This is a genomic window from Actinoplanes sp. NPDC051861 (assembly GCF_040681145.1).
GTDB lineage: Bacteria > Actinomycetota > Actinomycetes > Mycobacteriales > Micromonosporaceae > Actinoplanes.
On the sequence record NZ_JBFAYE010000014.1, the window covers coordinates 68367 to 89642 of the forward strand.

General features: G+C 67.9%; 18 protein-coding genes. 11 read left to right on the plus strand and 7 right to left on the minus strand.

Annotation, left to right across the window (positions count from 1 at the left end):
- Window positions 1–46 precede the first annotated feature (46 nt).
- Window positions 47–613, plus strand: a complete 567-nt coding sequence (locus AB0M02_RS30315) for a hypothetical protein (protein WP_364232906.1) — start codon at window positions 47–49, stop codon at window positions 611–613.
- 31 nt (window positions 614–644) lie between these two features.
- On the opposite strand, the gene AB0M02_RS30320 is transcribed toward AB0M02_RS30315, so the two are convergent.
- The 6 genes from AB0M02_RS30320 to dnaA form a co-directional block, all read right to left on the minus strand.
- Window positions 645–1124, minus strand: coding sequence for a hypothetical protein (locus AB0M02_RS30320; RefSeq protein WP_364232908.1), 480 nt, complete (start codon window positions 1122–1124; stop codon window positions 645–647).
- A 32-nt stretch (window positions 1125–1156) separates the two neighbouring features.
- Window positions 1157–1675, minus strand: a complete 519-nt coding sequence (locus AB0M02_RS30325; RefSeq protein WP_364233293.1) for a DciA family protein — start codon at window positions 1673–1675, stop codon at window positions 1157–1159.
- A 139-nt stretch (window positions 1676–1814) separates the two neighbouring features.
- Window positions 1815–2945, minus strand: coding sequence for a DNA replication/repair protein RecF (recF, locus tag AB0M02_RS30330; RefSeq protein WP_364232909.1), 1131 nt, complete (start codon window positions 2943–2945; stop codon window positions 1815–1817).
- A 1-nt stretch (window position 2946) separates the two neighbouring features.
- On the minus strand, window positions 2947–3819 hold the full coding sequence (gnd, locus tag AB0M02_RS30335; RefSeq protein WP_364232910.1) for a phosphogluconate dehydrogenase (NAD(+)-dependent, decarboxylating): 873 nt from the start codon (window positions 3817–3819) through the stop codon (window positions 2947–2949).
- Window positions 3820–3858: 39 nt separating this feature from the next.
- Entirely contained in the window at window positions 3859–4992 is a 1134-nt protein-coding gene (gene dnaN, locus AB0M02_RS30340; protein WP_364232912.1) for a DNA polymerase III subunit beta, read from the minus strand.
- 1134 nt (window positions 4993–6126) lie between these two features.
- The gene (gene dnaA, locus AB0M02_RS30345) at window positions 6127–7995 is read right to left on the minus strand and encodes a chromosomal replication initiator protein DnaA (RefSeq protein ID WP_364232913.1); all 1869 of its coding nucleotides are present in this window, start codon (window positions 7993–7995) and stop codon (window positions 6127–6129) included.
- A 589-nt stretch (window positions 7996–8584) separates the two neighbouring features.
- Here dnaA and rpmH point away from each other — a divergent pair.
- The 8 genes from rpmH (at window position 8585) to AB0M02_RS30385 (ending at window position 15442) form a co-directional block, all read left to right on the plus strand.
- Window positions 8585–8722, plus strand: a complete 138-nt coding sequence (gene rpmH, locus AB0M02_RS30350; protein WP_111650962.1) for a 50S ribosomal protein L34 — start codon at window positions 8585–8587, stop codon at window positions 8720–8722.
- Window positions 8723–8758: 36 nt separating this feature from the next.
- A complete protein-coding gene (rnpA, locus tag AB0M02_RS30355) occupies window positions 8759–9115 on the plus strand; it encodes a ribonuclease P protein component (protein WP_364232916.1) in 357 nt (118 codons plus the stop codon).
- Window positions 9112–9369, plus strand: a complete 258-nt coding sequence (gene yidD, locus AB0M02_RS30360; protein ID WP_364232918.1) for a membrane protein insertion efficiency factor YidD — start codon at window positions 9112–9114, stop codon at window positions 9367–9369. Before rnpA ends, yidD begins: the two co-directional genes overlap by 4 nt.
- Window position 9370: 1 nt before the next feature.
- Window positions 9371–10402 (plus strand): membrane protein insertase YidC, encoded by a 1032-nt coding sequence (gene yidC / locus AB0M02_RS30365; protein ID WP_364232921.1) that lies wholly within the window; start codon window positions 9371–9373, stop codon window positions 10400–10402.
- Window positions 10403–10468: 66 nt separating this feature from the next.
- Complete coding sequence (locus AB0M02_RS30370; protein ID WP_364232924.1) at window positions 10469–11164, plus strand: R3H domain-containing nucleic acid-binding protein; 696 nt, start codon at window positions 10469–10471, stop codon at window positions 11162–11164.
- Between the two features lie 427 nt (window positions 11165–11591).
- A complete protein-coding gene (gene rsmG, locus AB0M02_RS30375) occupies window positions 11592–12323 on the plus strand; it encodes a 16S rRNA (guanine(527)-N(7))-methyltransferase RsmG (protein ID WP_364232926.1) in 732 nt (243 codons plus the stop codon).
- 1131 nt (window positions 12324–13454) lie between these two features.
- A complete protein-coding gene (locus AB0M02_RS30380) occupies window positions 13455–14396 on the plus strand; it encodes a ParA family protein (RefSeq protein WP_364232928.1) in 942 nt (313 codons plus the stop codon).
- On the plus strand, window positions 14393–15442 hold the full coding sequence (locus AB0M02_RS30385) for a ParB/RepB/Spo0J family partition protein (RefSeq protein WP_364232930.1): 1050 nt from the start codon (window positions 14393–14395) through the stop codon (window positions 15440–15442). Before AB0M02_RS30380 ends, AB0M02_RS30385 begins: the two co-directional genes overlap by 4 nt.
- A gap of 622 nt (window positions 15443–16064) precedes the next feature.
- Here AB0M02_RS30385 and AB0M02_RS30390 read toward each other — a convergent pair.
- Entirely contained in the window at window positions 16065–17054 is a 990-nt protein-coding gene (locus tag AB0M02_RS30390; protein ID WP_364232932.1) for a hypothetical protein, read from the minus strand.
- An 884-nt stretch (window positions 17055–17938) separates the two neighbouring features.
- Between AB0M02_RS30390 and AB0M02_RS30395 the strand changes: the two genes are divergently transcribed.
- Both AB0M02_RS30395 and AB0M02_RS30400 read left to right on the plus strand, forming a co-directional pair.
- A complete protein-coding gene (locus AB0M02_RS30395) occupies window positions 17939–18085 on the plus strand; it encodes a hypothetical protein (RefSeq protein WP_364232934.1) in 147 nt (48 codons plus the stop codon).
- Between the two features lie 1935 nt (window positions 18086–20020).
- The gene (locus AB0M02_RS30400; RefSeq protein ID WP_364232936.1) at window positions 20021–20878 is read left to right on the plus strand and encodes a hypothetical protein; all 858 of its coding nucleotides are present in this window, start codon (window positions 20021–20023) and stop codon (window positions 20876–20878) included.
- Window positions 20879–21276 lie beyond the last annotated feature (398 nt).

Below are 21276 nucleotides of genomic sequence, written 5' to 3' on the forward strand. Positions count from 1 at the left end.
CGCCGCGGATGAGCCCTGTGAGGCAGGTCGAGGAGGGGTGGCCCCGATGGCGCACGACAAGGGCCTGGACAACGTCGCGGTGCACTGGCCGCGGACCAATCAGTACTACGACCCGGTGGCACCCGCCGAGTTCGTCGACTTCGGAGCGATCGCCGACCGCCCCGAGATCGCCGCACCCACCGGTGCGTTGGCGCTGCACATCGCCAAGACCGGCACGGTGCGCGCGACCGCGTACACCGAGCTGGTCGACCTCCTGCTGGGTCTGGAGGGGGTGCTGTATGCCACCGACGCGGCCGCCGAGGACGAGGACCCGGTGATCGACCCGGACGGGTGTGCCTGGATCGCCGGCGGCCTGGAACGCTTCGTCGAGGGCCACGACAAGTTCGGCGACCTGGTCACCTTCGACACCGTCGCCGAGGTCATGCGCACCGCGATCGCGGGCGGCCGCCTGGCCGATCAGCAGTTGCGCTGGCTCGATCACCGGCTCGCCGCGCTGCGTGACGACGCCGGCAACGCGCCGCACTGGAGTTTCGCCCGCACCGAGCTGGTCGTCCTGGCCGGTTTCTATCGCCGTTGCGCCGAGCGAGGGTTCGCCATCTTCGCCGATTACTGAAAACCAATTCAGGGGTACGCCGAAAGCGCGCTCAGTGCTCCCTCGGCTGCCGTAGCAACGCGGTCAACGCCGCGGCCACCACCACGACCACGATCCCCAGCCCGAACCAGAAGATGTGGATACGGTCGGAGGACACCCGCTCGACCCGGGCGGTGTACGTCGGCGTCGCCGTGATCATCTCGTTGCCGCTGCACAGCGACGTCTGCCCGGCGATGGCGTACACGCGGTAGCGCCCGCCCTGGTCGAAGCGGTATCCACAGGACGCCTCGTTGTCCGATGTGGTCAGCGTCACGTCGGCGGGCGGATCGCCCTTGACCACGGACTCGACGGTGAAGGCCACCCGGCTCGACCCCGCGGCCTCGTCGATCGAGGTCACGACACCGACGAAGGCGACCTCCGCCTCCGCGACACCGGCGCCGGCCTTGCACGAGCAGGCCCACGCGGGAGTGGCGGCAACCGGTATCGGCGCCAGCACGAACAGCAACAGCACCAGAAGGCGGCGAACGATCATGCTGGTAAGACGTTCGCCGAGCGGAATCGGTTTCAGCCGTACGTGTCGCGCGGTCCGCGGCCCTGCACGCGCCACGAGCCGCGGCTCCAGGACGGCGCGGCCGGTCCGTGGATGTTGAGCCTGGTGACCACGTTGTGGCCGACCTCTTTGGCGATCTTCTGCAGCAGTGTGGCGGCCAGCAGCCGCAGCTGGGTGGCCCAGGCGGTGGACTCGGCCTCGACGGTGAGCACGCCGCCGTCGTCGAGTTTCACCGGCCGGCTGTGCGCGGCGATGTCCGGGCCGACCACCTTCTCCCAGGCGCCGAACACCGTCGCCTCGGCCTTCGGCTTCTCCCAGCCGCGTGCTTTGACCAGGCGTTCCAGGACCGCGCCGAACAGCTGTGGATCACGCGGATCGGGCCCGGGACCGGAGTAGCCGCGCAGGCGCCGTTCCCCGCTGCCGCCACCGGTGCGCCGCCGCGGTGTGCGGGCGGCCTCCCGCCGCCGGGCGAGGGCGGCGTCCAGCACGGCACGGGCGAGTTCCGGCCCGGCCAGATCGCCACCGGCCTCCAGCGGCCCCCCGGAGAACGAAGGGTGCCCCTCAGCGGGCGAGGGAGCGCCGGAAGCCTGCGGACCCACACCCGACCCTGCCCCATGATCCCCTGAGGGCTTCACGGGCCGCTGAGAGCCTTTTCTCGATCGCTTACCCGGTTCATCGGACACGTTCCACCGCCCCCGTCGTCACGTCAAAGCGTGCACCATGCAACGCGGACGGCACATCCTCCGGCACCGCACATGTCACCAACAGCTGGGCCGCATCGGACACCAGAGCGGCGAGACGGTCGCGCCGGCCACCGTCGAGCTCGGCGAAGACGTCGTCGAGGACGAGCACCGGCTCGATGCCGTCCGAGCGCAGCAGGTCGTAGGCGGCCAGGCGCAGGGCCAGCGCGAACGACCAGGATTCGCCGTGGCTCGCGTACCCCTTGGCTGGCAGGTCGCCGAGGACCAGCGAGAGATCGTCACGATGCGGCCCGACCAGGGTGACACCACGCTCGATCTCGGCGGTCCGGCGTTCCTGCAGGGAGGCCAGCAGGGCGGATTCCAGACCTGGGCGGTCCGCCGCCAGGCCGTCTCCGAGTCTTGATGCGTACGCGATCGAAGCGGCCGACCGTCCCGCGGCAACCGCGTCGTAGGCCTTGGTCAGGTGCGGTCCGAGAGCGGCCGCCAGCTCGATACGACCGGCCAGCAGCTCGGCGCCGTGGTGAGCCAGGTGCTGATCCCACACGGCCAGCGTCGACAGGTCCTGCCCGCGCGAGCCGCCCACCTTCCGGGTCAGGTACGCCGTACGCAAAAGGGCGTTTCGCTGTTTCACGACGCGGTCGTAGTCGGCGCGCACACCCGCGAACCGGGGCTGACGGGCGACGAGCAGGTCGTCGAGGTAGCGGCGGCGCTCGGACGGGTCGCCGCGGACCAGCTCGAGGTCCTCCGGGGCGAACAGCACCATGCGCAAGGCGCCGAGCACCTCGCGCGGCCGGCGCACCGGGGACCGGTTGAGCCGTGCGCGGTTCGCCTTCCCGGGGACGATCTCCAGTTCGACGAGCAGTTCACGTCCATCGTGGACGATCGCACACCGGATCACGGCTGAGCTCGCACCGGCCCGGACCAGCGGGGCGTCCGTGGCCACCCGGTGACTGTCCAGAGTGGCCACGTAACCGAGCGCTTCGATCAGGTTTGTCTTGCCCATGCCGTTCTGCCCGACCAGCACGGATACGCCGGGTTCGAGGTCGACCGCCACACGCTCGTAGGAACGGAAGTCGGCGAGCTCGACCCGGCGTACGTGCATCTCAGCGCTTGACGGCGTGGCCGCCGAACTGCTGACGCAGCGCGGCGACGGCCTTCATGGCCGGCGAGTCGTCCTGGCGTGACTGGAACCGCGCGAACAGCGACGCGGCGATGACGTGGGCCGGCACGGCGAGGCGCACGGCCTCGTCGACGGTCCAGCGGCCCTCACCGGTGTCGTCCGCGTAGCCCTTGAGCTTCTCCAGGTCCGGGTCCTCCTCGAGCGCCCGGTCCAGCAGGTCGAGAAGCCAGGACTTGACGACGCTGCCCTCACGCCAGCTCTTGATCACGCCGGGCACGTCGTGGATGTACTCGGAGGCCTTGAGGATCTCGTAGCCCTCGGCGTACGCGTGCATCAAGCCGTACTCGATGCCGTTGTGCACCATCTTCGCGTAGTGGCCGGCGCCGTGGGTGCCGGCGTGCGCGAAGCCGAACTCACCGGCCGGCTTGAGCGCCTCGAAGATCGGCTTGCAGTGCTCCACCGTCGCGGCGTCGCCGCCGACCATCAGCGCGTAGCCGTTGGTCTTGCCCCAGACGCCGCCGGAGACGCCGACGTCGAGGTATTTGATGCCCTTGACGGCCAGCCGCTCGGCGCGCGGGGCGTCGTCGGTGAACTTCGAGTTTCCGCCGTCGATGATGATGTCGCCCGACGAGAGCACCCCGGCGAGCTGGTCGATGGTGTCTTCAGTGATCTTGCCGGATGGAACCATCGTCCAGACGACGCGCGGCGCGGCCAGCTTCTCGGCCAACTCGGCCAAGCTGGCGGCGTCGCTTACATCCAGGTTCTGGTCGAATCCGACTACTTCGTGCCCGGCAGCACGCAGTCGTTCCCGCATGTTGCCACCCATTCGGCCGAGACCGATCAGGCCGAGTTGCATGGTGATCTCCCTAGATGAGCGGATGGTTCAAGCTCAGTATCAGCGAGTGACCCGGATCGGCATGATCAGATAGCGGTAACCCGGGATGATTTCGCCGTTTTCGTCGGCGGGAGAGATCACAGCGGGCTTGAACGCGTCGACGAACGCCAGCATCGCGGTCGGAGCGCCCAGGTTCTGCAGGCCGTCGATCAGGTACTGCGGGTTGAAGCCGATCGTCAGCGGCTCACCGGTGAAGGTGGCCTCCATGGCCTCGCTGGCGCGCGCCTCCTCGGTGGTGCCGGCCTCGACGACCAGGCCGTCCTCGCTGAAGCTCAGCAGGACCGGGGTGGTCCGCTCGGCGACCAGCGCGACGCGGCGCACGACCTCGACCAGCGCGGCGACCGAGACCCGGGCCTCGGCGTTGTGCGAGGCGGGGAAGAGCGAGCGCACCGGCGGGTAGTTGGCGCCGTCGAGCAGGCGGCTGGTGGTGCGCCGGGTCCCGCCGGCGAAACCGATCATGCCCTCGCCTGCGCTGCCCTGCGCCAGGGCCAGCGTCACCGAACCGCCCAGCGGGCCGAGGGCCTTGGCCGTGTCGTTCAGCGTTTTCGCCGGGACCAGCGCGTTCAGGCTGATCTCCGGGTCGTCCGGGTTCCACTCGATCTCGCGCATGGCCAGCCGGTAGCGGTCGGTCGCGAGCATGGCCATCGTCGACCCGTTCAGCTCGAGGCGCACACCGGTCATCATCGGCAGCGTCTCGTCGCGTCCGGCGGCGACGGCGACCTGGGCCACCGCGGCGGCGAAGACGGCCGACTCGACCGTGCCGGCGCTGGAGGGCATGTCCGGGAGGGTGGGGTAGTCCTCGACCGGCATGGTGGGGAGTGTGAAGCGGGCGCTGCCGCAGACCAGCTCCAGATGTGCGCCGACCGCGGCGATGTCCACCGGCTTGCCGGGCAGGGCCTTGGTGATCTCGGCGAGCAGGCGGCCGGAGACCAGTGCGGCGCCGTCGGCGTCCGCCTGCACCTCGACGCTCACCTGGCTGGAGACCTCGTAGTCGAAACCGGAGACCTGCAGGCGGCTGTCGGTGACTCGCAGCAGGACGCCGGCGAGCACCGGCACCGACGGCCGGCTGGGCAGGCTCTTGGCTGTCCAGGCCACGGCGTCGGCAAGGGCGTCTCGTTCCACCCGGAACTTCATGCTGTCCTCCGCGATGCTTCCTCTACAGGGGCGTCGGCCCCACTGAACTCTATGGCTCCAGCGGTATCCATGCGCGCCCGACCCCGGTGCTGCGAAGTCGAGCCGAGGGCACGGCGAGCCGCAAGCAGCCCATCCACACCTTCCACAACGCTGATGATTGCTTTTTGTTTTCTTAGAAGAGATAACTAGTCGTCTTCATAGGGCCTGTGCATAGTGTGGAGAACTTGAGTCTCTGCAGGTCACAGCGTTATCCACCGGTGATTCACATGTGGGCAACCAGGGTACAAACCCGGGGCTGCGTCCACAGTCGCCGACGCGACGGGCGTTGTCCACCGTTGTCCACCGGCTATCCACCGCTTATCCACCGGGTTTATCCCCCACCCTGTGCATAACGCTGGGACGCTACCGGCTCGTCGTCCCCAGAACCTTCAACAGGTAATCCACACGTTTCCACAGGGTGTGGGCAGTGATGTAACCGTACGTGACTGTCCACATCGATTTCCCCAGGGTTAGTCCACATCTGTGGGGTTGGGTGTCGTGGGTTGTCCACCGTCTGGGGAGGAAGGCTGTGGATGCCTGTGGATTAGTGTGGACAACGTTGGCACGAAACTGTCACGTCGCGACGTTGACAACTCGACGATTTTCGCCCTCAGATACAGGCAGCGAGACGCGTCGATATGTTGTCTGAGCAGCGAAGATCTGGGGACAACCTGTGGACGACCCGGTGCAAAGCCGGTGGATAACCGGTGGGTTGTCGGCGAAGGTCCTGTTCAGGCCGTTGTGCACGGGAGTGGTCGGCCCTGTGGAAGGCGGGGTGTCCGGCGACTTGCGGGTTCGCCGGGCACCCCGCCACCGGCAGGCGCTCCACATCTACAACCCCACGCGAGCTGTGCAGCGGCACGGCCGTTTGCGAGTTGAGGATTCGGCGCGGCGGTGGCTGACCTGAGGATTTTCGTGGGCGGCGGGAAACCGGTGCGTGGGTTCATGACCCGGAAGGGGACCGCATGCGGGACCACGCACGTGGCCGCCCGGTCCGCCCGGGGCAGAGCGCGATTGCGCGTATCCATGAATGGGGTTGAGAAGAGCGACCAGGCAGTGCGGTGAGCTGAGGCCGAAGGGTGACCGGCGGAAGCGTCAGGTGTTCTGCTTGATGCGGTTGGTGAGCTCGGCGATCTGGTTGTAGAGCGAGCGGCGCTCGGCCATGTGCTGGCGGATCTTGCGATCGGCGTGCATGACCGTGGTGTGATCGCGTCCGCCGAAGGCCTGCCCGATGCGCGGGAGGGAGAGATCGGTCAGCTCACGGCACAGGTACATGGCGACCTGGCGGGCGTTCACCAGGACGCGGCTGCGGGAGTGCCCGCGCAGATCCTCGAGCGAGACGCCGAAGTAGTCCGCGGTGGAGACCATGATCTGGTCGGCGGTGATCTCCGGGCCGGCGCCGTCGGGCATGAAGTCCCGGAGCACCTCCTCGGCCAGGGAGAGCTGAACCGGGGAGCGGGTGAGGCTGGCAAAAGCGGTCACCCGGATGAGGGCGCCCTCGAGCTCGCGGATCGAGTTGGAGACGCGGGAGGCGATGAACTCCAGGACGTCGTCGGGTGCGTACATCCGCTCCTGAGCGGCCTTCTTCTGGAGGATCGCGATGCGCGTCTCGAGGTCGGGCGGCTGGATGTCGGCGAGCAGGCCCCACTCGAAGCGGGTGCGCATGCGGTCCTCGAGCGTCGCGAGCTGGCGCGGGGAGCGGTCCGAGCTGATGACGATCTGCTTGTTGGCGTTGTGCAGCGTGTTGAAGGTGTGGAAGAACTCCTCCTGGGTCCGCTCCCGGTTCTCCAGGAACTGGATGTCGTCGATCAGGAGGATGTCGACGTCCCGGTAACGGCGCTGGAACGCCTGGGTCTTGTCGTCCCGCAGGCTGTTGATGAAATCGTTGGTGAACTCCTCGGTCGACACGTAGCGGACCGAGCGCGCGTGGCCCAGGGTGGTGGCGTAGTGGCCGATCGCGTGCAGGAGGTGGGTCTTGCCCAGCCCGGAGCTGCCGTAGATGAACAGCGGGTTGTAAGCCTTCGCCGGCGACTCCGCGACGGCCACGGCGGCGGCGTGCGCGAACCGGTTGGACGAGCCGATGACGAACGTCTCGAACATGTATTTCGGGTTGAGACGGTTGCCGTCGTTGCCGCCCGGGCGCGGTGACGCGCCGGGACCACGCAGATCCAGCGGCGGCCGGCCGGGGCCGTTGTCACCGCGGGTCGGGATCGGCTCGTCGCGGCGGTCCGAGAGCATGGCCGGGCGGTCGTCCGGGTGCCGCTGGTTGTCGCGCAGCTGGGACGGGTTGGCCGCCATCCGGTGCCCGACGGTGTCGTTCTGCGGCTCGGGACCCTTCTCACCGGTGGGCCCGGCCGTGGGCCGGTTCATCGGCGGGGGCGGCGCCTGCGGCATCGGATCGGCGAACAGGGCTTCCTGACCGTCGCGGGCGGTGGGCACGCCTCGGGCGAACGGGTTGGCGGGCGCGGAGTGCTGCGCGGAACCGGTGGGGTACGGCTCCGGCGGGCGAGGCTGGCCGGGGTAGGCCGGCAGCTCCGGCTGATAGGGACCGGCGTCGGGCTGATACTGCCCGGTGTCCTGCTGATAGGGGCCGGCGTCCGGATAGCGGGGCGGCTCGGCGTAGTGCCGGGGCTGCGGCTCGACCGGCGGCTGGCCGGCCTCGACCGGCGTGCCGTAGACGGTGCCGGGGACACCGGAACCGTCCTCGGGCGGGCGGACCGTGACGGCGACCTGTATCGGGCGGCTGAGCCGGCGGGTGAGGGCCTCAGTGATCGCCGCGCGCATGCGGGACTCGATGACGTCGCGAGTGAAGGTGTCCGGAACCGACAGCAGCGCGGTGTCCTCGACTATCGCCCGGAGCCGGACCAGCTGAAGGTAGGCGCGCTGCTGCGGCGAGGCGATCTCGTCGGACAACTCGCCCAGAGTTGCCTTCCACACCTCGCTCAGGTCGACCTGATCGGCCACCGCCGCGCCACCCCCATCGCCACCGACCCCCGGTGGACCTTGTGTCCGGCCTTCCGCCTGTGCCTGTCGGTGCCCTGTGCAGGCAACCGATCGGCCCCCCAACCCAGCACAGTTAACGTGCTGAACACGCACGGCGCCACCGGCTATCCACAGGTTATCCACACCCTGTGGTGTTACCGGTGGCCGCTCCCGGCCGGATGGTCGGCAGATTTACCGGAGCCTGTAGTGGCGCGGGCTGAAAACAGGCTCACCGTGGCGAACGATCCACCTGCTTGTCCGGTTTTGGCCGCCGCTTCGCGGGGTGCGAACGGCCGGTGAGACCAGCAACCGCGCACGCTAACAGCGGCGACAGGTGGACGACAACCGCCCGCCCGACCCTCCCCTGCCCGTCAGCGGGAAAAGATTCACTTTGTGCGCGGAAAGACCAGGTAGCGGTGGTCCATGCCTGCCTGTCGGCGTGCCGACCCAGGATATGGTTGACCGTCATAACCGCTCTCCGTAGGGTTGGGCGGTTGCTCGTCCGCGCTCTGGTAAAGTGGCTCCTTGCAGCGGATACCCCCTGGACGTAGTACGAAGACGGAGTTTTCTCGTGAGCAAGCGCACCTACCAGCCGAACAATCGCCGGCGTGCCAAGACCCACGGCTTCCGGCTGCGCATGCGCACCCGTGCCGGCCGTGCCATCCTGTCGTCCCGCCGCACCAAGGGCCGCGACAAGCTGTCGGCCTGAGCCGACGGTTTTTCGGGCCGGAATGCCCAGGTAGTCGTGCTGGCCGCGACGCAGCGACTGCGGCGTAGCACTGACTTCGCCGCAGCGATTCGCGGTGGCCGTCGAGCCGGTCGCGGAACCCTGGTCGTTCATCTGCTTGTCGACGAGCCGGCGCACGCCTCCACGGCGCGCGCCGGCTTCGTCGTGTCCAAGGCAGTGGGTAATGCGGTGACCCGCAACAAGGTCCGGCGGCGTCTGCGGCACCTGGTCCGGCCACTACTCGACGATCTTCCCGCGGGGACAACCCTGGTGGTCCGGGCCTTGCCGCCGGCTGCCGAGGCGACGTTCGCGACACTCGCCGCGGACCTGGAGGGCGCGCTCGCGACGGCCCGCCGACCCCGGCGGCCACGATGAGCGTGGCTGCCCGCGTCCTGACGGCGATGGTCGTCGCGTACCGTCGATACTTGAGTCCGGCGCTGCCGGCCCGCTGTCGGTTCTATCCCTCGTGCAGCGCGTACGCCCAGGAGGCACTGGCGCGGCACGGTGCGCTACGGGGAACGGGCCTGGCGATCTGGCGGCTCCTTCGTTGCCACCCTTTCCACCCTGGCGGGTACGACCCGGTGCCTGACCCGATCCGTCACCGCCCTGCCGATGTGACTGGAGCTTAGATTGAGTCTCGACTGGATCTACAACGCCATTTCGTGGATCCTCCTGCGATGGCACGCCCTGTGGGACGCGATCGGCGTCCCTGATGAGCGCGTGATCGGCACCAACTGGGCGTGGATCCTCGCGATCATCTTCCTGGTGGTGACGCTGCGCGTCATCTTGTTCCCGGTCTTCGTCAAGCAGATCAAGAGCCAGCGGGCGATGCAGGCGCTGCAGCCCAAGGTGAAGGCGCTGCAGGAGAAGCACAAGGGTGACCGGGAAACGCTCCAGAAGGAAATGATGGAGCTGTACCGGACGGAGAAGGCGAACCCGCTCATGGGCTGCCTTCCGATGTTCCTGCAGATCCCGGTCTTCTTCGGCCTCTTCCACGTGCTCCAGCACCTGGACCCGACGATCTCCGACGAGTACAAGCAGCTGTACGGCTGGTCGCTCGAGCAGTTCAACAGCGCGGCGAACGCGCACCTGTTCAACGCGCCGATCAGCGCGAAGTTCGGCTCGACCCCGGCCGAGCTGGCCGCGGTCGGTGCGGACGGCACCACGGTCAAGGTCCTGGCGGCCATCCTGGTCCTCACGATGATGGCGACCACGTTCCTCACCAGCCGCCAGATGATCCTCAAGACCGGCTGGGCCGAGGACCCGCAGCAGAAGATGATCCAGCGGCTGATGCTGTACGGCATCCCGTTCTCGCTGCTGATCTCCGGCGCGCTGTTCCCGATCGGTGTGGTCATCTACTGGGTGACGAACAACCTGTTCACCCTGGCCCAGCAGCAGTGGGTGCTGCGGAAGTTCCCGCCGGTGCAGATGGCCGGCGCCAAGGGCGGCAGCTCGTCGGCCCGCCCGGCCGGTTCCGCCGGCAACCGCACCGGCACCAAGAACCCGGTTCAGCCGGCCCGCACCGGTGGCCTGTTCGGCCGCAAGCCGGCGCCCGAGCCGACCAGCCCGGTCGTCGACACGAAGGCGCTCGCCCCGAAGCCCGGTGCCAAACCGGTGAATCCGAAGAAGGGCGCCCGACCGGCGAACAAACCCAAGGGATGATCGCAGCCCGGGCCTTCGGGTCCGGGCGCTCCCCTTCGGCACAGACCTCCCCGGGCTGGTTCGGGTATGTATCCGGCGGCGCGGGAAACAGCGGACCGACTTCGGTCCGGATCGAGTGACAACGGAGATGAGACCGTGACCGACACCAGCACTCCCCCTTCCGCCGAGCAGTCGGCATCGTCGGCGCCTGCGGCGTCCACGGCGTCCTCGGCGCCTGCGGCGTCCTCGGTGTCCTCGGTGGCCGAGGCCGCTGAGGCGACCGGCGCCGACGAAGCGAAGAAGTCGGAGAGCGTCGCCTCGGACGGCGACCTGTTCCGCCAGAGCGAGATCGCGGCGGACTATGTCGAGGGTCTGCTGGACATCCTCGACTACGACGGCGACATCGACGAGCTGGTCTCGGCCGGCCGTCCGATGGTCGAGGTGGTCGGCGGACGGCTTCAGCCGCTCGTCGGTCAGCGCGGCGCCACGCTCGAGGCGCTCCAGGAGCTCACCCGGCTCGCCATCTTCCGGGCCACGGGTTCGCCGAGCCGGCTTCTGCTGGACATCGGTGGTTACCGGGCGGCCCGGCGCAAGGAGCTCGCGGCGGTGGCTCGCAACGCCGTGGAGAAGGTCAAGGAACACGGAGATCCGGTACGCCTGGAGGCGATGTCGGCGTTCGAGCGCAAGTGCGTGCACGACGTGGTGAACGCCATTCCGGGTGTGCAGAGTGAGTCGGAGGGTGTGGAGCCCAACCGGCGCATCGTGGTGCGTGTGGCGGATTGATCTCGTGACTGACCCACGCTTTGGGGTGGGGGGTTTCGGCCCGGGCGCTGAGTCGCCCGGGCCGTCGTCTTTCCCACCCGTCTCCCCGCCACCTTCCCCGCCGGTCGCACCTTCCCCGCCGGTCGCACCTTCCGCACCGGTCGCACCTTCCGCACCGGGTTCGGCGCCGCCTTCGTCGCCGGTCCACCCCGCGTCGTCTTCCGCTTCCTCGCCTTCGGCCTCGGGTTCGCCCTCTTCGCTGTCCTCCGCCTCGCCGGCTTCGTCCGCGCCGGGCACGTCTTCCTCGCCGTCTTCTTCTTCTGCGCCGGGCACGTCTTCCGCGCCGTCTCCTTTTTCCGCGCCGTCTCCTTCCTCCGCGCCGTCTCCTTCCTCCGCGCCGTCTCCTTCCCCCGCGCCGGCTTCGGCTCCGGGTTCGGAGGGGCTTGGTGTGCCGCCGGAAGAGGTGGCGGTGGCGGCTGCTGAGGTGTTTCGGGAGCGGTTGGCGTTGGCGGGGCGGTTCGCGGAGTTGCTCGGTACCGAGGGTGTAGTGCGGGGGCTGATCGGCCCGCGGGAGACGCCTCGGCTGTGGGAACGACATCTTGTGAACTGTGGCGTTATGTCGGAGATAATCCCGTTCGGCGCTTCAGTCGTTGACATGGGCTCTGGTGCTGGTTTGCCCGGTATCGTTCTTGCCGTGGCCCGGCCGGATCTTGCCATCACCCTGGTCGAACCACTTGCACGACGAACCGCGTTCCTGGACGAGGCGGTCGCCGAACTGGGCCTGGATGGACACGTCACAGTTCTGCGCGGCCGCGCGGAAGAGGTTGCCGGGCACCTGCCGGGTGCCGACATCGTCACGGCCCGGGCGGTGGCGGCGCTCGACAAGCTGGCCGGGTGGTGCCTGCCGCTGGCCCGGGAGGGTGGGCGGCTCCTCGCGCTCAAGGGTGCTTCGGCGGCCGAGGAGATCGCTTCTCACCAGAGTGCGGTGTCGAAGCTGGGCGGTGGAGAGGCTGTTGTGCGGCTCTGCGGGGTTGGCCTGATCGACCCGCCGGCGACGGTGGTCGAGATCGTGCGGGAGCGTGTCGTGGGGACACGGGCTGCTGCTGCGTCTTCGGCGCGGGGTTCGGCGAAGGGCGAAGTACGCCGGGGTGGCGGGCGAGGGAGATCGCGGAGGGGCTAGATGGGTCGGCGGGACGCGCGCAAGCGAAACGGTCGCAAGGCGCATCCCGCTGAGCCGTCGAAGGCACCAGAACGCCCGGCGGGACCAAGTCTCCCGGTCTCGTCGACTCCACCGAGCTTTGCCGGCTCTGCGGATTCATTGGGTTCTTCTCTAGCCTCTCCTAGCTCGTCCGCCCTCCCTGGCTCGTCGGTCTCTGGTGACTCACCGGCCTTGCCGGGCTCGTCGGCCACTGCTGGCTCACCGGCCTTGCCGGGCTCACCGGCCTTGCCGGGCTCACCGGCCTTGCCGGGCTCACCGGCTTTCCCTGGCTCGTCGGCCTTCGCTGGCTCGCCGGCCTTCGCTGGCTTACCGGCCTCCGCTGGTTCATCGCCTGTGCTGGTGCCGCTCAGTCCGGCGCCTGGGCGGCCGTTGCCGGTGGGGACCGGTGTTGAAGAGGCTGCTCCGCGGCTGCATGGGGTGCCTGAGTTGGCCTATGTTTGTGTGCAGCCGTGGCCGTGGCCGGTGGGGACGGTCGCTAGTTTGACCTGGCAACAGCCGGCGTTGACGGACTTTGCGGGCGCTGTGTTGGGCCTGAGACGTAGTGGAATTGCCTTCGTGGGGCCGAATGTGGGCTTTCGGCGTACGAAAAATGGCTTTGATGTTGGATCTTCTGGCGGATCGATGCGGTTGGTCCCGGGCGTCATGGTGTTCGTCGCGGCGGCAGGCTCGGAATTGTCGGGGTTGCGCTCGACTCATCGGACTGCGGACCATGGCGGCGCATGCCCGACGCCCGTAGGCTGGCTGGGCGTCGATAGTGTGGAGCGGATCTCCTCTGCCGGGCCACACGCTTCGCCGGCCGAACCGTTCCTAGCAAACAGGGATAAAGCGGTGCATGAGTACGGTGTTTCACGTGAAACCGAGTCGCCTCTCGACAGGCCGTCGGGAATGAGCGTGGGCGGGCTGCACGCTGGCGAGCAGAATGTTCCGCAGCCGCGGGCCGGCGGACACGGTCCGTCGCTGCAGTATGGCCACGGGAACTCGCCACATCAGGCTGCCGACGACTTCCGAGGGCCATCTCCGGCACCCCGGTCGGGATCGTCGCCGTTATCAGTTCCAAGTGCGGCGGGTCCCGTTTCCGGTGCGCCTTCATCCGTGGTGCCTACTTCCGGGGTGCCCGTTCAGCCCAGCGAGCATGTTTCACGTGAAACGCCGGGCGGGGATGAAGACGATCCGCCCCTCGCCATGGAAGCGTTGCGAGCTGTGCAGATCCTCAACCCGAGCGGCGAGATCATCATGCCGCGACCGGACCACCCGAGGGTGATTTGCGTCGCCAACCAGAAGGGCGGCGTCGGTAAGACGACCACGACCGTGAACCTGGCTGTCGCGCTGGCACTTCACGGCAACCGCGTGCTGGTGGTCGACCTGGACCCGCAGGGCAACGCCTCGACGGGTCTGAACGTGCCGCACCACGCTGGAGTGCCGGACGTCTACGACTGCCTGATCGACAACGTGCCGCTGGCCGAGGTCGCGCAGCCGGTCGAGGGTATTCCGAACCTGTACTGCGTGCCGGCGACGATTGACCTGGCCGGTGCGGAGATCGAGTTGGTCTCGGTGGTGGCTCGTGAGTCGCGGCTGTCGCGGGCGATCGCCGGCCATCCGGAGAAGTTCGACTACGTCTTCATCGACTGCCCGCCGTCGCTCGGGCTGCTGACTGTCAACGCGCTCTGCGCTGCGCAGGAGGTGCTGATTCCGATCCAGTGTGAGTACTACGCGCTGGAGGGCCTCAACCAGCTGATCAACAACATCAATCTGGTACGCCAGCACCTGAACCCGACGCTGGACGTTTCGACGATTCTGCTGACCATGTACGACCGGCGGACCCGCCTTGCGGACGCGGTCGAACAGGACGTACGGAACCACTTCGGAGCTAAGGTTCTGAACGCCGTCATTCCCCGAAACGTGCGGGTTTCGGAGGCTCCTAGCTACGGCCAGTCGGTGATGACCTACGATCCGGGATCACGGGGTGCCACCAGCTATTTCGAGGCGGCCCTGGAGATTGCGATGCGTGGGGTCGACACGGGAGGCACGGCATGAAGAACCGTCCGCGGGGTGGCCTGGGCCGAGGCCTGGGTGCTTTGATCCCCACGGCGCCCGTCGCTGATCCGGCGGCAGCGGTTGAGGTGGTTCCCGAGCCGGCGGCCGTGGCCTCGGTGGCGGCGTCGGTTGACAGTCCGGCCGCTGCTGCTCCCGTTGCGCCGATCCCGGCTCCTGCGGCTCCGGCTGAGAACGAGTTGGCGCCGGTGCCCGGTGCTCGATTCGCTGAGCTGCCGGTGTCGGCCATCGAGCCGAACGCCAAACAGCCTCGTCATGTCTTTGACGAGGAGGCGCTGGAGGAGCTGAAGACCTCCATTCAAGAGGTCGGCTTCCTGCAGCCGATCGTGGTGCGGGACGTCGGTGACGGCCGGTACGAGCTCGTGATGGGCGAGCGTCGCTGGCGGGCGGCGCAGGCTGTTGGTAAGGAGACCATTCCGGCGATCGTTCGGTACACACCTGACGACGCGATGCTGCGGGATGCGCTGCTTGAGAACATCCATCGGGCGAACCTCAACCCGCTCGAAGAGGCGGCTGCTTATCAGCAGTTGTTGGAGGAGTTCGGCGCTACCCACGAGGAGCTGGCTCGGCGGATCGGCCGGTCGCGGCCTCAGATCTCGAACACGATCCGGTTGATGAATCTGCCGGCGCAGGTCCAGCGGCGGGTGGCGGCTGGGGTTCTGTCGGCGGGGCATGCGCGGGCTCTTCTGGGCTTGGACGACAGCGAGGCGCAGGAGCAGCTGGCGGAGCGGATCGTTCGGGAGGGGTTGTCCGTACGGTCCACTGAGGAGCTCGTGACGCTGGCGATCTCGGATGGGACGCCCAAGAAGACGGCGCCGGCTCGGCGGGCGAAGGTACACGCGCCTGCTCTGAATGATCTGGCTGAGCGGTTGTCGGATCGGTTCGATACCCGGGTGAAGGTTGACATCGGCCGGAACAAGGGGAAGATCACGATCGAGTTCGCCACGGTTGATGACCTTGAGCGGATCGTGGGGATGATCGGTGTGGAGGAGGAAGGGGCGCCTCGGGGGGACTCGGCTGGGGACTGAGGTCCTTGGTCGGGTTTGGCTCTGGGGTCAGGTCTGGACTTTCGCTGGTTGGTTAGTTGGGCGCGCGGGATTGGCCGCGCGCCTTTTGTGTTGTCTATTGGCTAGCCGGATTCGGGGGCTGTTTTGAGGGTCGAATCCGGTTCTGTCAGAACGATTCTCCTGGGATTTCTGCCCAGGCCTCTGCGGCTGGTTTCTGCAAACAGAATGTGAGTTTCTGGCGTGTTTGCCGGAATCAGGGTGGCGGGTCTGTGGTGGCTCGCTTTTTGCGTCTTCTGACTTGGTCGGCTGGCCGTTGAAGCTGTCGATCGGATCGCCAGTGCGCGGAATGTAGTGATGATCCAATGTTGGCTGGTAGGTCGTCGCCCTGCGGTGTCTGGGGATGGATGTCAGCGCAGGGCGTTGTTTGGTTTCACGTGAAACGGGGTGCTGTGAGCTCTGGATGTACGACTGGTTCCTTGGTGGTGCCCTGCCGCTGGCTATCCCTTGTTGCGCGACTCGGCCGGCCGCCTCGGTCGACCGACTCGGTCGGCCGCCTCCGCTGGCCGCCTCCGCTGGCCGCCTCCGCTGGCCACCCCCGCCCTCCGTTTGGTGGGGGTGGCGTCGTCGGCAACTGCTGCGAGGCTCAGGCCTTCCGCATGATGACCTTCTTGCCGGAGGCCTTGAGGGTGTAGGACACCTTCTGGCCCGTGTACGGGTTCTTGGCGCTGACCCGTACGCCGTCCTTGACGTTGGTGACGGCGAGGACCTTTTCGTTGGCGGTGGCGTTGTGGGCGGCTGCCGTGTTGCGAGCGATCTTGCGTAGGTTGGCGACCGTGACCTTCTTGCCCTTGGCTGCTTTCAGGGTTGCCTTGGCGCTGCGAGTGGCGACGTCCTTGGTGGCTGCGGGCATGTCGACGTAGGCAAGTGCCTTGGTGAGGGCCGCGCGGCTGACTGTTTGGTCTGCGGAGGGGAGGGTCACTGTTTGGGGGCCGTAGGCGTACGCGAGGGTCTGACTCAGCAGCGGCGGGTAGCTCACGCCGACGCTGTCCAGCACGCCGTCCTCGCCTACCTCGATGGTGGTGACCGCGTCCTCGGGAACCTCGTAGCTGTAGGTGCTGGAGCCGTCGTCGTGGACCGTCTTCGTGCCGGCGTGGTTGGCGCTGTCGGCGAGCATGATGCTGGGGCGGGGCTCGTTGTCGTCGACCCAGTCGTCCAGGTCCAGCTTCGTGTTCGTGGTGAAGACGAACTTCGCCGAGGGGCGGCCCAGTAGCTTTGCCGCGGCGTACTCGGCCCTTGTCTGGAAGTGCTCGTAGGAGCCCTTGTTCGCTACCGCGTAGCCGGCGCTCGTCTCGCGATCGACAGTGAACTCGTAGTAGGCGCGCCCACCGGTCGGGTCGATCGCGAACGTTGCCCCGCCTTCCGCTCCGCTGATCGTGACCTTGTAGGTCCCGCCCCACCCGGCAACGGACGCGGACTCGGTGGCCTTGGCGACCTCGCTGAGTTCCGCCTTCATCTGAGCCTTGGTCAGCTGGGTGGTGGTGTCGGCGGCGTAGGCCGCGGACGGCGCCACCAGAATGCCGGCCGCAATCGAGGCGGAGGCAAGCAGGATGGCGGGTCGGTGGAAGCGGGACACTCGGGGTCCTCTCAATGGCCAATCGAGCCGTTGGGATTTGGAGTTGAGTACGGCTCGGACGGGGGCGGTGGGGTGGGTTGCTGTGCCAGCCCGCGGTCCACGGTCGACAGGGGATGGTGATCAGGCAATCGGCTATCGCAGGGGAGAACGAAGGATTTCGGCCGTCGAGCCAGAGAGGTTTCACGTGAAACATCGCCCCGAGATGACGGATCCTCGCCGTGTGTTGGATGGGATGCAGGAGCTGCGTTGGTGGGCTTGTGAGGCCTTCGTAGGCGTGGGTCTGCCGATCGCAGTGAATCCATCAACGGGGCGAAACAGGTCCGCGAAACGCCAGCGATGGACACGGCGGCGCCGCGCTTGGTGTTTCACGTGAAACGGCTGTGCGACCAAGTGAGGCGGCCTGAAGGAAGTTGCGTCCCTCTGCCCGGTGCGCGGGGGTCCTGCAAGTTGCGAGGAGGGCTAGCGACGAGGGGAGCGCCGCCGTCGTTGTCCCGGGAATGGTGCCGCCGGTTGGACCGGCCCCTCAGTCCCAGCTGCATTTGTGGAAGTGCTGTGGGTCGTCAAGTCAATCGGTTCGGCAGACGCTGTCGGTGGGGTGCCCGGTCGAAATTTGGCCGGCTGGCGGAATCGGCTGGAAGTGGCGCCGGGATGAAATGGCCACCGAGCGGGGCGGCGCGGGGCGGGCGCGGGGCGGGCGCGGGGGGTGCCGTTGGGCGGCGGAGTGAGGCTGGCGAATCTTCGTCTACCGCGGCCAAGCACAGAAATCTGGACGGGAGGTTCTATGCGCGGCGGGAAACAGGCGACGGACTTGGCTTCGCAGATGCGGGTGGTGCCTCGGTGGGCGGGCGGCGCGGGCGTTGGAGTTGCAGGCCCGGGAGGTGTCGATGCGGAGGCTGGGTGCGGCAGTTGGCGCCGGCCGCCAGTGGTGGGCGGCGCTGGCGGGTGGGCGCCAGTGGTGGGCGGCGCTCGCGGTGGGCGCCAGCGGCGAGATGGCGGTCAACCGTCGGGTGGAGCTGTGTTCGTGTGCCTGACCCCATAGCGGAATTCGGATCACGGGACGGATCACTACTGCAGTCTGACTGTGGTGACTGCGGAGATTGCCAATTGCGAGTCGTGCTTGTGGCGGCTTGATGCTGGGGCGGCCGGGGTGTGCGAGAGATGGCTACTCGCAGGAATTGGTTCGGAGGCAGATCGGTGCGGCGGTTGTTGAGGGCGATGGGACTGGGCGATCAGTGGTCGCCGCTTCCCAGTTCGAAGTAGCCCGAGGCCAGGCGCTGGCAACTAGTCCGTGGTGGCATGTGGGCCGTGAACGCCGTGTCCGTGGTGACGGGTGGACCGTGGTGACGGGTGTCTCGTGGTGAGGGTGGCGGATGGTTCGTGGTGAGGGTGATGGGTGGCTCGTGGTGAGGGTGGCGGATGGTTCGTGGTGAGGGTGGCGCGCAGCTCGCGAAGGCCAGGGTGACCCCTGATGGTCTGGTGGCCAATGAAGGCGGGGCGCCGATGAAGGCCGGGCCTGTGGTGGCGGGGTTGAGCGTGGTGGGAGTCTGCTCTTCCGAGGTGTGTTGAATGTTGAGGGTTGCTCGGTTTCACGTGAAACGGTGCGGTGGGCCGGCCCGTCGAAAAGGAGGGCTCCCGCAGTGCTGGATTCAGCGGGGCCCATCCTGACGAGAGGCCGAAGGAGGGTGCTGCGGTCGGTCGATGGGCACTCCTGCGAAGAGTTGGGTGGCCGCGCATGGATTGGCGCTCGGTCAGAGTGGTTCCGCTGACCAGCCGGCGGTTTGAGTTAGACGGTCGTGCGGAAATGGCGCCTTTGGCGGGGCGCGTCGCTGGAGCTCCTGAATCGGGTCGCGCGTCGAGGCGCCCATCCTGATGCCCGCGTTGATGGGGCTGAGCTATGCGGTCGAGTCGCCACGCAGATGGTGGCGCGCGGTGTGTGGGCCCAGCGGAATCGAGTCATGCGGCGGCAAGGTCCCATGCTGATCTGACGTCGCCCGGGGCCAATGCGGGCGAGCCCTGCGAAGGGCACGACCTACTTTCACGGGTGTGGCGAAGATCGGAGCAATCCAGCCGCGCCATGCCAAGGCATCCCATCACCGGCACTCTGGTTGGACAACCTTCCCAAGGCCGACGGTGACCACCCCAGACCAAACGGCGACCGCCTCCAGTGCCGGCGGTGATGGCTTCGAGGATCGGTGACGACCGCGTCTAGTGCCGGCGGTGACGCTCCCCGAGGATCGGTGGCGACCGTCTCCAGCGCCGGCAGTGACGCCCCCAAGGATCGGTAGCGACCCGCGCCGAGCGCCGGCGGTGACCACCCCCGACCGAAACGGCGACCGCCTCCAGCGCCGACAGCGACGCCCCTGAGGATCGGTGGCGACCGCCTCCAGCGACAGCAGTGATGGCTCCGAGAATCGGCAGCGACCGTCTCCAGCGCCGACGGTGACGCCTCCCAAGGGCAGATGGCGACCTCCCTGCCGCCGCCGGTGACGTTCCGAAGACCGACAACATCACCGCCAATCCCCACGGTGGCCGGCGCGACCCGCCCACGGCCTACGCCCTCAAACCACCCGACCCCACCGACGAGCGCCAATGGACCACCCCCAAACCCCCACCCACACGACCGGATGAATCTTGGGGCAAACGCATGCGCCTACACCACTATCCACACCCTGTGCGTAGACCTGTGCACCCAACCCTCACCCCCGTTTCACGTGAAACACCGCCGATGGCCCGGACTACCGTCCACCGGTCTATCCACAGGGCGCCCAAGCCTGCGACGTCGCGTTTCACGTGAAACCCGCCTGCCTGTGGATAACTTCTGTGGATAACTTGGGGATGGGTTTGTGGGGATTGGGAGCGAGACCATCGTCTAACTCGCCATGCTGCTCAGTCGGGTTGGGCAGAGTCCCCCCGTAGTGCGAAATTGACCCGGGACAGCCCCTCCTGACCTGGGCTAAGGTCACGTCGTGTCCGAGAACACCGCCCCCCTGCCTGACTTCACACGATGGCCGTCATTCCCGTTCGAAGGCGACATGCGAGTCAAGAAACTCGCCCAACCGGTGGAGGTCGAGCCGCCCCGCAGCGGCGAGGATGCCTCCGATTGTGTGGCCTGCGGCACGCCCGATGACGCGTACATCTGGGTCAGCGAACGATGGCGGGTCCGGGCGATGGATCGGCCGACGGGTCTGCCGATGGTCCTGATCCTGGAGTGCCGCAGTCATCTGGACCTGGGCGACCTACCCAATCTGCTGGCCGCCGAGCTCGGCGTGATGACCGTCCGGCTCGAGCGCGCGATCCGCTCCCTCGACGGGGTCGCTCGCGTTCACGTCAACCGATGGGGTGACGGGTCCGCGCACCTGCACATGTGGTTCCTCGCTCGTCCCTACGGACGTCTCCAGCTGCGCGGCACGTTCCTCTCGCTGTGGGACGACATACTGCCCGTCATCCCCGAGACCCAGTGGCGTGAAAACCTCGCTCTGGTCGCCGCGTGGCTGGCCGACTTCGGGGGCAAGGCCAACGCCGAGCCGGCACACATCCAATGGGAGTCCCCCGCCACCTTCACCGTGCCGGCGCCCACCGATCCCGACCCCGAGGACGCCCGCCGTCCCGCCAACCTGGGCGATGTCGAAGCGGCCGAGACGCCACCTGCCGGGTCACCCTCCGCGCCCCGGTCACCCATCGCGTCCATGGAAAATCAAGACCAGGGCGTACGCGAACCCGCGCCAAAACCCCCTCCCACAAACCACGACTCCAACAACGCGCGACCGTCCTCCGAAGCAACCACCCCGAACGGCACAACCACCGCCGCAAAGACAGCAGGCTGAGCATCAGGCCGAGTCGCACCTCGAACGGCACCGCGAGGGCGCCAGGTCGAGCCCGGACCCGAAGGGCGGGAACCGGGCGGCGGGACTGGGTCGCGGCACCGGGCGGCGGGACTGGCTCGCGGGACCGGGCGGCGGGACTGGGTCGCGGGACCGGGCGGCGGGACTGGGTCGCGGGTCCGGGCGGCGGGAACCGGGTTGCGGGTCCGGGCGGCGGGAACGGGCAGCGGGAACGGGCAGCGGGAACGGGCAGCGGGAACGGATCGCGGGACCGGATCGCGGGACCGGATGGCAGAACTGGGTGGCGTGGCCGGCGGGACGCCGGCGGCAGGCGAGCAGGGCGATTCACGAGAAGTGACAAGAGAAGTAACGCAGAAGGCCCGGCAGCTGCCGAAGCAGCG

Excerpts from the sequence above, each read along its gene's own strand:
- AB0M02_RS30315 (WP_364232906.1), top strand. The coding sequence starts at position 47 with ATGGCGCACGACAAGGGCCTGGACAACGTCGCGGTGCACTGGCCGCGG.
- AB0M02_RS30320 (WP_364232908.1), bottom strand. The coding sequence starts at position 1,124 with ATGATCGTTCGCCGCCTTCTGGTGCTGTTGCTGTTCGTGCTGGCGCCG.
- recF (WP_364232909.1), bottom strand. The coding sequence starts at position 2,945 with ATGCACGTACGCCGGGTCGAGCTCGCCGACTTCCGTTCCTACGAGCGT.
- gnd (WP_364232910.1), bottom strand. The coding sequence starts at position 3,819 with ATGCAACTCGGCCTGATCGGTCTCGGCCGAATGGGTGGCAACATGCGG.
- dnaN (WP_364232912.1), bottom strand. The coding sequence starts at position 4,992 with ATGAAGTTCCGGGTGGAACGAGACGCCCTTGCCGACGCCGTGGCCTGG.
- yidD (WP_364232918.1), top strand. The coding sequence starts at position 9,112 with ATGAGCGTGGCTGCCCGCGTCCTGACGGCGATGGTCGTCGCGTACCGT.
- AB0M02_RS30370 (WP_364232924.1), top strand. The coding sequence starts at position 10,469 with ATGTATCCGGCGGCGCGGGAAACAGCGGACCGACTTCGGTCCGGATCG.
- AB0M02_RS30385 (WP_364232930.1), top strand. The coding sequence starts at position 14,393 with ATGAAGAACCGTCCGCGGGGTGGCCTGGGCCGAGGCCTGGGTGCTTTG.
- AB0M02_RS30395 (WP_364232934.1), top strand. The coding sequence starts at position 17,939 with ATGCGGAGGCTGGGTGCGGCAGTTGGCGCCGGCCGCCAGTGGTGGGCG.